At 68.1% G+C, this 13,017-nt stretch carries 9 protein-coding genes; 1 reads left to right on the forward strand and 8 read right to left on the reverse strand.

Features of this window, described 5'->3' with window-relative positions:
• Positions 1 to 3: 3 nt before the first annotated feature.
• The 5 genes from ABWV53_RS11220 to ABWV53_RS11240 all read right to left on the reverse strand — a co-directional run bounded on the left by ABWV53_RS11220 (position 4) and on the right by ABWV53_RS11240 (position 8,535).
• The gene (locus tag ABWV53_RS11220; protein ID WP_353365830.1) at positions 4 to 117 is read right to left on the reverse strand and encodes an IPTL-CTERM sorting domain-containing protein; all 114 of its coding nucleotides are present in this window, start codon (positions 115 to 117) and stop codon (positions 4 to 6) included.
• A gap of 43 nt (positions 118 to 160) precedes the next feature.
• Entirely contained in the window at positions 161 to 1,354 is a 1,194-nt protein-coding gene (locus tag ABWV53_RS11225; RefSeq protein ID WP_353365833.1) for an FAD-dependent monooxygenase, read from the reverse strand.
• 67 nt (positions 1,355 to 1,421) lie between these two features.
• On the reverse strand, positions 1,422 to 4,727 hold the full coding sequence (locus ABWV53_RS11230) for an EAL domain-containing protein (protein ID WP_353365835.1): 3,306 nt from the start codon (positions 4,725 to 4,727) through the stop codon (positions 1,422 to 1,424).
• A gap of 159 nt (positions 4,728 to 4,886) precedes the next feature.
• Entirely contained in the window at positions 4,887 to 7,802 is a 2,916-nt protein-coding gene (locus ABWV53_RS11235) for an aconitate hydratase (RefSeq protein WP_353365837.1), read from the reverse strand.
• Positions 7,803 to 8,238: 436 nt separating this feature from the next.
• On the reverse strand, positions 8,239 to 8,535 hold the full coding sequence (locus ABWV53_RS11240) for an H-NS histone family protein (protein WP_353365839.1): 297 nt from the start codon (positions 8,533 to 8,535) through the stop codon (positions 8,239 to 8,241).
• A gap of 422 nt (positions 8,536 to 8,957) precedes the next feature.
• On the opposite strand from ABWV53_RS11240, the gene ABWV53_RS11245 reads away from it, so the two are divergent.
• Positions 8,958 to 9,800: a symmetrical bis(5'-nucleosyl)-tetraphosphatase gene (locus tag ABWV53_RS11245; protein ID WP_353365841.1), complete on the forward strand. Its 843-nt coding sequence runs from the start codon at positions 8,958 to 8,960 to the stop codon at positions 9,798 to 9,800.
• Positions 9,801 to 9,947: 147 nt separating this feature from the next.
• Here the strand turns inward: ABWV53_RS11245 and ABWV53_RS11250 are convergent, their stop codons facing one another.
• The 3 genes from ABWV53_RS11250 to ABWV53_RS11260 all read right to left on the reverse strand — a co-directional run bounded on the left by ABWV53_RS11250 (position 9,948) and on the right by ABWV53_RS11260 (position 12,898).
• Positions 9,948 to 11,429 (reverse strand): DEAD/DEAH box helicase, encoded by a 1,482-nt coding sequence (locus ABWV53_RS11250; RefSeq protein WP_353365843.1) that lies wholly within the window; start codon positions 11,427 to 11,429, stop codon positions 9,948 to 9,950.
• A gap of 192 nt (positions 11,430 to 11,621) precedes the next feature.
• Positions 11,622 to 12,497, reverse strand: coding sequence for a KPN_02809 family neutral zinc metallopeptidase (gene ypfJ / locus ABWV53_RS11255; protein WP_353365845.1), 876 nt, complete (start codon positions 12,495 to 12,497; stop codon positions 11,622 to 11,624).
• A gap of 176 nt (positions 12,498 to 12,673) precedes the next feature.
• Positions 12,674 to 12,898 carry a hypothetical protein gene (locus ABWV53_RS11260; RefSeq protein WP_353365847.1) on the reverse strand — a complete coding sequence of 75 codons (225 nt, stop codon included), beginning with the start codon at positions 12,896 to 12,898 and terminating at the stop codon, positions 12,674 to 12,676.
• Positions 12,899 to 13,017 lie beyond the last annotated feature (119 nt).

Raw genomic sequence — 13,017 nt, forward strand, 5'->3', positions numbered from 1 at the left:
CGATCAGCCCACCTTGCGGCGCAGTACCGTGGCCAGTACCAGCATCAGGCCCGCCAGCATGGCGAGGCTCCAGGCTTGCAGCCCCGGCACCGCGCGTGGGTTGTCGGTGGGGGCCAACTTAAAACACCCGCCTTCGAACCGGCTGCTTCAGCGTGCGGGCTCATCCGCCATATAGCCAGGGCAGATCCAGCAGCCGCGCGCCACCCCAGCGCAGCGCCAAGTCGCGCCCCCAACGCACCGGCCCCACGGCATGGAAGATGCGGCCGTTGCGCTGCGCGCGCGCCTGCACCCGGGCCACCCGCTGCCAGCGTTGGCTGGCGTAGTGGCGCAGCCGGTCCGCCATGGGCGTGCCCGCCGCCTCCAGAGCGGCTTGCAGGGCCGCCGCGTCCTCGATGGCCATGCCCGCGCCCTGGGCGAGATAGGGCCGCATGGGGTGCGCCGCGTCGCCCAGCAGGGCCACCCGGCCTCGGGCCAGATCGAGCGGGCCGCGCACCGGCGGGCGGTCGGACAGCGGCCAGAGGCGCCAGCCTGAGCCGGCCCGTGGCACGGCGCGCACCGTGTCCTGCAAGGGCGCGCAGGTGCCCGACAGGGCGGATTCCAGGTCGGCGGCGTTGGCGGCATGGTCCCACCCGTCCAGGTCGGCGGGCGGGGTGCCATGGCGGATCGCCACTATGTTCATCCACTCGCCCCGGCGCACGGGGTACTGCACCACGTGCAGCCGCGGCCCCAGCCACGCGGTGACCTGCGCCGTGCGCAGCGCAGCGGGCAGGTCGGCCTGCCGGACCATGGCACGATAGGCGAGATGCCCCGAGGCGCGGGCGGCCTGCTCGCCCAGCAACTGCGCCCGCGTCACGCTGCGCAGGCCGTCGGCGCCGATCAGCACGTCGCCCGCCGCGGTGGCGCCGCTCGTGAGCGTGACGGTGACCTGCCCGTCGCTCTGCCGGTGCCGGGCCACGGCATCGGCCAGATGCGTTTGCAGATCACCCTGCGACTGCGCCGCCCCGAGCAGCAGCCCGTGCAGGTCGGCCCGGTGCAGGGTGGCGTAGGCGGCACCGTAGCGCCGGGCGATGTCGGCGCCGAGCGGCATGGCGGCCAGTTCGGCGCCGGTCACCGCGCTGCGCACCTGCAGGCGTTCGGGGAAGGCCGCGACGGCCTGCAGCGCGCGCTCCAGGCCCCAGTCGCGCAGCCGCCGCACGCCGTTCGGACCCAGTTGCAGCCCGGCGCCGACCTCGGCGAAGGCGGGCGCCCGCTCGAAGAGCCGCACGGCACAGCCGGCGCGTGAAGCCGCGATGGCCGCCGCCAGACCGCCGATCCCGCCGCCGGCGATCAACACCACCTGTTTGTTCTGCTGCATGCCGCGATTGTGCGGGCGCCCGTCGAGCGCGCACCCGCGCTGCGTCAAACCGCTGGCGTGGGGCCGTTCAATGGGACGCCGACATGGCCGCCTCCAGCGCGTCGGCGGGCCCGGGGCGGCCGAAGAGATAGCCCTGGAAGCCGTTGCAGCCGTGCAGTTTCAGGAACGACAGCTGCCCTGTGGTCTCCACCCCCTCGGCCACCACGTTCAGGTCCAGGCTGTCGGCCAGGGCCAGGATGGTGCGCACGATGGCGGCGTCGTTGGGATCGGTCAGCACGTCGCGCACGAAGCCCTGGTCGATCTTGACCTGGTCGAGCGGCAGGCGCTTGAGGTAGCTGAGCGACGAATAGCCGGTGCCGAAGTCGTCCAGCGAAAAGCCGACGCCCTCGCTCTGGAGCTGGCTCATGCGGCCGATGGTGTCCTCGATGTCGCCCAGCAGCATGCTCTCGGTCAACTCGAGCTTGAGGCGGCGCGGCTCGGCGCCGGTATCGCGCAGCACGTCCAGCACCTCGCCCACGAAGCCGGGCTGGCGGAACTGCCGCGCGCTGACGTTGACCGAGACGGTGAGATGGCGCGTATCGGCATGGCGCGACCAGCGCACCAGCTGCTCGCACGCGGACTTGAGCACGAACCGGCCCAGCGGCAGGATCAGCCCGGTCTGCTCGGCCAGCGGAATGAAATCGACCGGGCTGATCATCCCGCGTTCGGGGTGGGGCCAGCGCACCAGCGCCTCGGCGCCGCAGATGCGCGTGCGGCCGTCCACGATGGGCTGGTAGTGCACGCACAGCTCGCCCCGCGCCAGGCCCTGGCGCAGGTCGGCCTCCAGGTGCGAGCGGGCATTGGCGTGGGCCTGCATGTTCGGGTCGAAGAACCGCTGCGTGTTGCGCCCGGCGGCCTTGGCCTGGTACATGGCCAGATCGGCACGCTTGAGCAGTTCGTCCACGCTGCAGGGCTGGTCGCCGAACAAGGTGATGCCGATGCTGGGCGTGCTGAAGTGCTGCTGGGCCCCCAGCGCGAACGGCTCGTTCAGGCAGGCCAGCAGCCGGTCGGCCAGTTGCTCGGCCTGCGCCGCGGCTTCGGTGGTCGAGGCGTCGAGATCCTCCAGCATGACGACGAACTCGTCGCCGCCGAAGCGGGCCACCGTGTCGGTCGCGCCCACGCAGCGCACCAGCCGCTGCGCGACCTGCGCGAGCAGGCGGTCGCCCATGTCGTGGCCCAGGGTGTCGTTGAGGTCCTTGAAATTGTCGAGGTCGATGAACAGCAGCGCGCCGGGCCGGCCATGGCGCTGGGACGCGGCCGTGGCCCGCTGCAGCCGGTCGAGCAGCAGGCGGCGGTTGGGCAGGCTGGTGAGCGCGTCGTAGAAGGCCAGCCGCTCGATCTCCTGCTCGGCGCGCTTGCGGTCGGTGATGTCGCGGCACACGCCCAGCAGGCCGGTGACGCGGCCCTGTGCGTCGCGGATGGGAGTCTTGATGGTTTCGAAGCAGCAGGTGCCGCCTTCGGCCAGCGTGAGCTCTTCCTCGACCACGAGCGGGTGCCACGCCGCCATGGCCCGCGCGTCCAGCTCGCGCATGCGGAGCGCCTCGGCGGGCGGCCATAGGGCGTCGTCGGTCTGGCCGACGATCTCGCGCTCGGGCCGGCCGACCCAGCGCTCGAAGGCCGGATTGGTCAGCAGGTAGCGGCCGCCTGCATCCTTGAGCGACACCATGTCGGGGATCGAGTTGACCAGCACGGCCAGGCGGCCCCTCTGCTGCTCCAGCTCGGAGGCCAGGCGGCGCTGGGCGGTGAGGTCGTAGGCAAAACTGACCACCGCCACCACGCCGCCGTCGAGGCCGAATTCCGGCGCGAAAGTGGTGTGGCGGAACTGCGGCCCGTCGGCATAGTCGATGCGGTTTTCGAACACCGCCGTGTGCCCCGCCAGCGCGCGCTGCAGGTGCGGCATGGCCTGGGCCAGCACCACCGGGGGCAGCACGTCGCCCAGCAGTTGCCCTTCGAGCGCGCCGACGTCGGTGCCGAGCCACTGCGCCTGCAAGGGGTTCACGTAGAGCAGCCGCAGGTCGGCGCCGATGCGGGCCACCCCGCCGGGCAGGTTGCGCAAGAGCCCGTCGAGCTGCGCACCGCGACGGCGGGCGAGCCGTTCGTGTTCCCGCTGCTCGGTCACGTCCGTCGCCACGCCGTCCCAGATGACCCGGCCGTCGGGCAGCGCGCGCGGCGACGAACTCATGCGGATCCAGCGCACCTGCCCGTCCGTGCGCACCACCCGCACCACGTTGTCGCTCACCCGCATCGACTGGAAGGATTGCTCCTCCACCCGGTCGTTCAGCACGCGGTCGCTCGCCCGGATGCGGTCGTAGAGCAGGGCCGGGTCGCGCAGCGCATCCTCGGCGCGCACGCCCACCAGGCGCTCCACCGCCTCGCCCATGTAGACGAAGCGGCGCTGGCCGTCGTGGTCGCGCAGCAACTGGTAGGTCACGCTGTCGGGCAGATTGCGGCCCAGCAGGTGCAGCCGCATCTCGCTGTCGCGCAGCTGGGCCTCGATCTCGCGGGCACGCAGGAAGGGCTGGCGAATGCCCGAGGTGTACATGGCCTGGAACAGCAGCGCATAGGCCAGCACGCGCAGGCCATGGGACACCAGCTCCGCCGCCTGCGGCCAGTTGCTGGAAGGCAGCAGGGCCACGAGCTGGGCCAGCCCCAGCACGGCGGCCGACCAGGCCAGCTCCCGGTCGCGGCCCGCGCCGGGCAGCTGGCGCCCGCGCCAGAGCATGAGCGCCGCCACCACCAGGCACGCCGTGCTCAGCCACTGCAGGCCCAGGCCGTGGCTCGGGCCAGAAGCCAATGCGAGGCGGGCGGGCAGCGCCCCTGCCCCCAGCCACGCCAGGACCAGGGCCAGCACGCACGCCCCTGCCGCCCAGAGCGTGCCCCGCCCGCGCATGCGCAGGCCGAAGGCATACATCGACCACGCCAGGCCTTCCACCAGCCGGGCGCACAGCTCGTAGAAGGCCGACATGTCCTGCTGGCCAGCCGGCGCTGGCGAGGCGGCGAACGCCTGCAGCAGCATCGCATGGAGAAAATTGGCGACTGCCGCCACGGCGATCCCTGCGGCCAGCAGATGGACCCGCCGGTCCGGCTCCAGCTCGAGCGTGTGCAGCGACAGGGCCACCGACATGAACCCCAGCAGCACCACGACCAGGTCGAAAAAGAGCTCCAGGCCCGCCAGGCCGCCGGCGCCCCACAACGGGAGCCGGAGCATGTTCGCCAGCAGGAAGGCCAGCGCGCAGACGATGACCACCACGGTCACCGCCGGTGCCCGGAGCCAATGCGAGACGGACAGCCGCGGCGGCAACGGAGCGGGTGGCCGGTGGGGCGGTTCACTCATGCGGGGACGATGCGGGCCGGCGAATACATGTCGACACAAGTGTATAGACGCTCATGCACGACCGTCTATCGACAAAAACGTGTGGCCGGCCCCGACCGTAAGCCTCCGGCTATCGGCCGCGGGGCCGGATGATCGGCGCCCCGCGGCGACGCAACCGCGTCAGCTCAACAGCTGGCGCAGCACGTAGGGCAGGATGCCGCCGGCGCGGTAGTAATCGACCTCGATGGGCGTGTCGATGCGCAGGGTGACCACCACTTCCCGGCGGGACCCGTCGGCGCGGTGGATGACCAACCGGGCATCGCTTTGTGGCGTCAGCGCCGCATCGGGCAGCACATCGATCACTTCGTCGCCCCGCAGGCCGAGCGACTGCCAGGAGTCGTCGCCACGGAACTGCAGCGGCAGCACGCCCATGCCCACCAGGTTCGACCGGTGGATGCGCTCGAAGCTGCGTGCGACGACCGCCTTGATCCCCAGCAGCTGCGTGCCCTTGGCCGCCCAGTCGCGGCTGGAGCCGGTGCCGTATTCCTCGCCGGCGAAGATCACCGTGGGCGTTTCATGCGCGATGTACTGCATGGCGGCATCGAAGATGAACATCTTGCTGCCCTGCAGCGGCCCCTCGTTCTGGAACAGGGTAACGCCGCCCTCCTCGCGCGATCCGTCCGGCAGAGGCGGAATCATCAGGTTCTTGATGCGCACGTTGGCGAAGGTGCCGCGCATCATCACGTCGTGGTTGCCGCGCCGCGCACCGTAGCTGTTGAAGTCGGCCTTCAGCACGCCGTGCTGCAGCAGCCACTGGCCGGCCGGAGACGTTTCCTTGATGGACCCGGCCGGGGAGATGTGGTCGGTGGTGATCGAGTCGCCGAACAGCGCCATGATGCGCGCGCCCTGCACGGTTTCACCAACCTTTTGGCCTCCCGCGCTTGATCCATCAGGGCCTTCTGCTATCGGATCGATAGCAAACTGAGCAAAGAACGGCGGCTCGGCGATATAGGTGCTGGCGGGCCAGACATAAGTGTCGCCCGTGACGCCCAGGATGTTGTTCCAGAGGGCGCCGGGCTCGGTCTTGACCTTGGCATAGTTCGCCTTGAACGCCTTGCCGTTCATGGCGTATTTCATCAGTTCCTGCACTTCGTCGCTGGACGGCCAGATGTCGCCCAGGTACACCTCGCGCCCGCCCCGGCCCCGCCCGACCGGCTCGGTCATCAGGTCGCGCAGCACCGTGCCCGCGATGGCATAGGCCACCACCAGCGGCGGGCTGGCCAGGAAGTTGGCCTTGATGTTGGGATGGATGCGCGCCTCGAAGTTGCGATTGCCCGACAGCACGGCCGCGCACACCAGGTCGTTGCCGGTGATGGCCTCGTTCAGTTCCGGCGCCAGGTCGCCGGCATTGCCGATGCAGGTGGTGCAGCCGTAGCCTGCCAGGGCGAATCCGAGCTTTTCCAGGTAAGGCATCAGCCCGGTCTCGGTCAGGTACTCGGTGACAATGCGCGAACCGGGCGCGAGCGACGTCTTGATGTGCGGCTGCACCTTCAGGCCCGCCTCGACGGCCTTCTTGGCCAGCAGGCCCGCGGCCAGCAGCACGCTGGGGTTGGACGTATTGGTGCAACTGGTGATGGCGGCGATCAGCACGTCGCCATTGCCGATGGTCGTGTCCGCCCCCTTCACCGGCAGCTTCGCGTCAGCCTGCGACCGCTGGACCGCGAGCTTGGGCTTGTTCTGCTCCATCTCCACCAGGAAGCGCGGTCCGCCCTCTGGCGCCGGCTTTTCCTGCGGCGGGCGCGGCCGGGCTTCTTCGCCCCGGCGGTGGATGTGGTGCCGGGTGTGCAACAGCTCGGCCGGGCGGTTGAATCCGTTCTCGGCGGCGGGCTGCGAGAAGAGCGCGGCGAACTGGCTGGCGACCTGCCCCAGCTCGATCCGGTCCTGCGGGCGCTTGGGGCCGGCCAGGCTTGGCGTGACGTCGCCGAGGTCCAGGCGGACCACCTGCGAGTAGTCGATGTCGCCGGCCTGGGGCACGCCGAAGAGGCCTTGCGCCCTGAAATAGCCCTCGAAGGCTTCGATCTCGGCGCGGGTGCGCCCGGTGCCCTTGAAATAGTCGATGGTCTTTTCGTCGACCGGGAAGAAACCCATGGTTGCGCCATACTCCGGCGCCATGTTGCCGATGGTCGCCCGGTCGGGCAGCGACAGCGTGCGCGTGCCCTCGCCGAAGAATTCGACGAACTTGCCGACCACCTTGTGGCGGCGCAGGATCTCGGTCACCGTCAGCACCAGGTCGGTGGCAGTGACGCCTTCGCGCAGCCGCCCTGTCAATTCGAAACCGACGACGTCCGGGGTCAGGAAATAGACCGGCTGGCCCAGCATGGCCGCCTCGGCCTCGATACCGCCCACGCCCCACGCCACCACGCCGATACCGTTGATCATGGTGGTATGGCTGTCGGTGCCGACCAGCGTGTCAGGGTAATGGATGCCGTCCCGGGTTTTATGCACCCCCCGGGCCAGATATTCGAGGTTGACCTGATGGACGATGCCGAATCCGGGCGGCACCACGCCGAAGGTCGCGAAAGCCTGCATGCCCCATTTCATGAATTCGTAACGTTCACGGTTGCGCTGGAACTCGAGCTTCATATTCAGATCGAGCGCCTTCTTGGTGCCGTAATAGTCGACCATGACCGAATGGTCCACCACCAGATCCACCGGAACGAGCGGCTCGATCTTCTTGGGGTTCTTTCCAAGCCGCTGGGCCGCGCTGCGCATCGCGGCCAAATCGGCCAGCAAGGGAACGCCGGTGAAATCCTGCAGTACCACCCGAGAAACGACGAAGGGAATCTCTTCGGTACGTGCCGCATTCGGCTGCCAGTGCGCCAGCTGATGCACATGCTCGGCCGTCACCTTGCGGCCATCGCAGTTGCGCAATACCGATTCCAGCACGATGCGAAGCGACACGGGCAGCCGAGCCACCGATGGGAACTGCTCCGCCAGGGCCGGCAGCGAATAGAACTGGCCCTGTCTGCCCCCTGCCGTGGTAAATGATTGCAACGTCGAAGAAAACGGGTGCGTGAATGAAGGACTCGTGGGCATGGAGGCTCCTGTGGACAAATGAAATTCGCGGTGTCGCGGGTGCTTTCGAAACCGGCTTTCGCAGTTTTGAACGCCATTTCGAACGGCCGGCCGGCTCCCCTGTGCTGCTGGAGCCTGCTGTTGCGCATGGAACGGCGGACCGCAGGGGTCGAACCGTCACAGCAGTCGGCCCGCTCATGCCTGCGCTCCCGCGCGTCCAGACCTTACAGCGGCGCCGCAGCGACGAAACACCGCGTCCCATTGTGAAACGAATACACGCTGCCTGCTGTCAGTGCGCGCCGCGCCCTGCATTCGCGGGCGGGGGTACCGTCGACGAGGCCAAAAAAAACCCGCCGGGTAGGCGGGTTCTCCTTTTTTCAGCACGCAAGCGTGCATGGCACGATCGAAGGCGGGAGGGCCATAGGAATCACCCGACCTTCCATTCATGCCATTTTCATCAGATGGCGAATTTCTCGCGGCTTTCGTTCTGGATCCACTTCGGAGCCTTGCCCCGGCCGGTCCAGGTCTGGCCCGTGGCGGGATTGCGGTATTTGGGAGCGACCTTCGTGCCGCTGGTGGATGCACGGGTGGATGAGCGGCCCGAAGGAAACACGTCTTGCGCCGTCAAGCCATATTCAGCGATCAAGCTGCGCACCTGGGCGACCGCGTCGGACAATTCACGGCGGCGGGCCTCGCTGATTTGTTGCTCCAGGGCTTCGCGTTGCTTGAGCAGATCTTTATAGCTGGTGGTCATGGTGTGATGTGCGACACAAATGAATGAAGGCCGCATTATAGGAATGTTTTCGTCTCTCAATACCTCGTTGGCCAGGACGCCGTGGAAAATCCGCGATAAAAAGTGGAGAAACGCTGCCGGGTCGCGCCACTGCAGGGCAGACGTTGGAGAAAGAAACGCGCCGCGTCTCACACGGCCTGCGGGATAAACCCACGAATGCACCGGCCATCGGTTTCCCTCGCCTGCCTTCCCGTTCCCGGTATTTGCGTTTCAGCATCCCGGTGATCGATGGCCGCCAGGGCGAGCGCCACTGACGCATGGACCGCGAAACGGCCGCACGGCAAGCACTCGCCTGCGTCCGATTCCCGAAATGCATCCCCGCCCACCACGCAGCGACGCCCCTCGCGCAAAATGCCCCACTTCGATGAGCAAGTGGATATCCGATGGCGATTTACTGTATTGGCGACGTGCAGGGCTGCGATGGCGCACTGCAAAGACTGGTGGACCGAATGGGCTTTTCGCCCAGCCGGGACACGCTTTATCTGCTGGGCGACCTGGTGAACCGGGGACCAGCGTCGGCCGCGGTGCTGCGTCGCTGCATGCAATGGGGCGACAGCGCACGCGCCCTGCTCGGCAACCACGACCTGCACCTGCTGGCGGCCGCGCACGGGGTACGCGCACCGTCGCGCAGGGATACGCTGGCGGATGTCCTGCAGGCGCCCGACCGGGACGGCCTGCTCGACTGGCTGCGCCGGCAACCGCTGGCGCGCACCTGCACGCTGGCGGGTGAATCGCTGCTGATGGTGCATGCCGGCGTGCTGCCGCAGTGGACGGCGCAGGACGCGCTCGCCTATGCAGGTGAGGTGCAGTCGGTGCTGTGCAGTCCGCAGTGGCCGGACTTTCTGCGGAGCATGTACGGCAACACGCCCGCCCGGTGGAGTGACGACCTGCAGGGCCCCGACCGCCTGCGCGTCATCGTGAATGCCCTCACGCGACTGCGGTTCTGCACCCCGGATGGAACCATGGATTTCGACAGCACCGAATCGGCTGCGGAGCCGCCAGAGGGCCTGGTGCCCTGGTTCGAGGCGTCCGGAAGGCGTACCGAGGGCACGTTGATCGCATTCGGACACTGGTCCACCCTGGGATGGCTGAACCGCCCCCGGCTGCTGGGGCTGGACACCGGCTGCGTCTGGGGTGGGTGCCTCAGCGCCGTCAGGTTTGGCGCGACGCTGGCCGAGCGGGAGCACCTGCATGTGGACTGCGAGGCAGCGCAGACACCGGGTTGAGCCTGACGCCGGCCCCATGAAGAACGAGCGCCCCTGCGCTTGCCGAAGCGGGGAAAGCAGCCGTCGAGCCCGAGCCTCAGCGCGGCGCGAATCGGCGGACTGGCCGGCAGCAGGCGGGCCGGCAAGCGGGGCGCCGGCCTCAGCCGTTCAGGACGAGGGCTCGGAGGCTTCGGTCTGCAGCGCTGGAGCCACTGGCTCGACCGCGCCCGGCACCGGCGCCTTGAACAGCGCAGCCACCTTGCGGCGGGGCTTGATGTTCGCGGAAATCCCGCTGCGTGCGGGCTGTGCCTTGGCGGCGGCCTCCCAGCCCGGCGCGCCTTCGCCCGCGTTGGTCGGCTGGTAGGGCTTGTCGAAGAACGGGTCGCGCGGCGCAGCGGACTGGCGATAGGTACGCGACTCGCGGCGCTCGCGGCCACCGCTGGCGGCGGCCTGCTCCTCCTCGCGCCAGGCGCGGCGGCCATCGTTGAACCGGCCGGAGGGGCGCTCCGCCTCGAATTCGATCGGCTCCAGGTCGATCTTCTTCTTGATCAGTTTCTCGATGTCGCCCACCAGGCGCGCATCGCTGCTGGACACCAGCGTCACCGCGAGCCCCGAAGCACCGGCGCGGCCGGTGCGGCCGATGCGGTGCACGTAGTCCTCCGCGTTGAACGGAACGTCGAAGTTGAAGACCGCCGGCACGTCCTTGATGTCGAGGCCGCGGGCAGCGACGTCGGTGCAGACCAGCAGATCGACCTCGCCCTTCTTGAAGGCTTCCAGCGCCTTCAGGCGCTCGTCCTGGCTCTTGTCGCCATGCAGCGCGGCGGTCTTCAAACCCTCGCGCTCCAGCGACCGCGCCAGGCGGGCGCAGCCGAGCTTGCTGTTCACGAAGATGAAGGCCTGGCGAACGCCCCGGTCCTTCAGCACCTTGTGGATGGCACGCCGCTTGTCGTCGTCGGAGGCGGAATAGAAGCGCTGCTCCACCGTCGAAGCGGTTTCGTTCGGCCGGGCGACCTCGATGGTGATAGGGTCCTGCAGGTAGCTGCTGGCCAGGCGCTTGATCTCGGGCGAGAAAGTGGCCGAGAACAGCAGCGTGGTGCGTTGCTTGGGCAGGTACGACAGGATGCGCTGCAGATCGGGCAGGAAGCCGATGTCGAGCATGCGGTCGGCCTCGTCGAGCACCACGTACTCGACCTGGTTCAGCACGGCGTTCTTGGCCTCGATGTGATCGAGCAGCCGGCCTGGCGTGGCCACCAGCACCTCGACGCCTTTTTTCAGCTCGAGGGTCTGCGGCTTCATGTCCATGCCGCCGAACACCACGGTGCTGCGCAGCTTGGTGTGCTTGGCGTAGAGGGCGATCTGCTGAGCGACCTGATCGGCCAGCTCGCGGGTGGGCAGAAGCACCAGGGCGCGCACGGGGTGCCGCGCGGGAGAGGTGGAGCTGTTTTCGTGCTTCATCAGCCGCTGCAGCAGCGGCAGGGAGAAGGCGGCCGTCTTGCCGGTGCCCGTCTGGGCGGCGCCCATCACGTCCTTGCCGGTGAGCACGACGGGAATGGCCTGCGCCTGGATCGGCGTCATGGACTCGTAGCCCATGTCGGCCACGGCACGCGCCAGCGGCTCGGCCAGCGATAGATTGGAAAAGGAACTTGTCATTTGAGCCTTCTATTGTCGCACCAGGGCGCGACAAGGCCATTTTTTCGATGTGAAGCGCCCTCACGGCAAGCGTGGGCGCCAAGCCTGCGTTGCAAAAATGCTACGCTTTTAGTAGCAACATACCCAACAGGGACGGGCGCCAGAGGCCATTTGGACGCTGATTCCGAAGAATCTGCGGCGAAAAAGGCTTGCTCACAGAGACCGGGCCGAGAAGGTATCGCAGCCCTTGACGCTGCCGTTTTGCAGGCCATTCTGGAACCACCGCTGCCGCTGCGCGCTGGAGCCGTGGGTGAAGCTGTCGGGCACCACCGCACCGCCGCTGGCGCGCTGCAGCGCATCGTCGCCGATCTTCGCGGCCGCATTCATGGCTTCCTCCACGTCGCCCTGCTCCAGGATGTGCCGCGCGTTCTGAGCATGGTGGGCCCAGACGCCGGCGAAGCAGTCGGCCTGCAGCTCCAGCCGTACCGACAGCTGGTTGTATTCGGTCTGGCTGACGCGTCCACGCATCTGGTCCACCTTGGCGCTGATGCCCAGCAGGTTCTGGACATGGTGCCCGACCTCGTGTGCTACGACATAGGCCTGCGCGAAATCACCGGGCGCACCGAGCTGGGTCTTGAGGGTCCGGTAGAAACTCAAATCGATATAGACCTTTTGATCGGCCGGGCAGTAAAAGGGGCCCATCGCGGCCTGACCTGTGCCGCAGGCGGTGGGCGTGCGGCCGTCGAACAACACGAGCCGAGGCTGCGCGTACTGGCTCCCCCCCTTGGCAAAGAGCTCGCCCCAGACGTCTTCCGTATCGGCCAGCACCGTGGAGACGAACCGTGCCATGCTGTCGTCGGCGGGAGGGCGCTGGGCCGGCGCCTGCTGGACTTGCGCCGGTGCCCCGCCACCGCTCAGCATGCCCAGCAGGGTGAGCGGATTGATGCCGAAGATCCACCCACCCACCAAGGCGATGACGATGGTGCCGATGCCGATGCCGCGCCCGCCGAAGACGGGGAACCCACCGCCTCCGCCCGCGCCACGGCGATCCTCGACGTTGTCGGACTCGCGGTTGCCTTCCCATTTCATGCCCACTCTCCCTCGCGCCTGCGGCGCACCATGTACAGGCCGCGGATGTTAAATCGCACCGCCACCGAACTCACCGTGTCATGCACGCCGCCGGCAAGAGTTGATGAACCGATGGCATTGAAGTTGCCGGCCGCGAGACAGTGGTGCCACAGCGTAAACGCGCACCGGCCGCCGACTCATCGCGCCAGGTTGGTGGGGTGCAGGTCGGCAGTCGAACTGACCTGCACCGGCTGCGCGGCCTGCCGTGCCGAGGCCTGCTCTACCTGCCCGCTGACGACCATGCCCACTGCCGCCAGCTGGATGGCGATGACCACCGCGCCTATTCCAATGACCCAGGACTTCATGGACGAGACGGGTTCGTCGTGAGGACGTTGGCTGGGATGCAGGTGAATGGTGGGCATCGCTGTTGCTCTCTAGAAATAAAAGTGGTGCATGGATGCTAGAAGCCGCCCCGGAGCGACGGTTGAAGCAGTCGACTGAGCAGCTTGTAGGACTGACTCGGAAGCCGACATCACCGCGC

The sequence above is a fragment of the Acidovorax sp. FG27 genome (assembly GCF_040365715.1).
Lineage (GTDB): Bacteria > Pseudomonadota > Gammaproteobacteria > Burkholderiales > Burkholderiaceae_C > Paracidovorax.

Excerpts from the sequence above, each read along its gene's own strand:
- ABWV53_RS11250 (WP_353365843.1), bottom strand. The coding sequence starts at position 11,429 with ATGACAAGTTCCTTTTCCAATCTATCGCTGGCCGAGCCGCTGGCGCGT.
- ABWV53_RS11235 (WP_353365837.1), bottom strand. The coding sequence starts at position 7,802 with ATGCCCACGAGTCCTTCATTCACGCACCCGTTTTCTTCGACGTTGCAA.
- ABWV53_RS11225 (WP_353365833.1), bottom strand. The coding sequence starts at position 1,354 with ATGCAGCAGAACAAACAGGTGGTGTTGATCGCCGGCGGCGGGATCGGC.
- ABWV53_RS11245 (WP_353365841.1), top strand. The coding sequence starts at position 8,958 with ATGGCGATTTACTGTATTGGCGACGTGCAGGGCTGCGATGGCGCACTG.
- ABWV53_RS11260 (WP_353365847.1), bottom strand. The coding sequence starts at position 12,898 with ATGCCCACCATTCACCTGCATCCCAGCCAACGTCCTCACGACGAACCC.
- ABWV53_RS11230 (WP_353365835.1), bottom strand. The coding sequence starts at position 4,727 with ATGAGTGAACCGCCCCACCGGCCACCCGCTCCGTTGCCGCCGCGGCTG.
- ABWV53_RS11240 (WP_353365839.1), bottom strand. The coding sequence starts at position 8,535 with ATGACCACCAGCTATAAAGATCTGCTCAAGCAACGCGAAGCCCTGGAG.
- ypfJ (WP_353365845.1), bottom strand. The coding sequence starts at position 12,497 with ATGAAATGGGAAGGCAACCGCGAGTCCGACAACGTCGAGGATCGCCGT.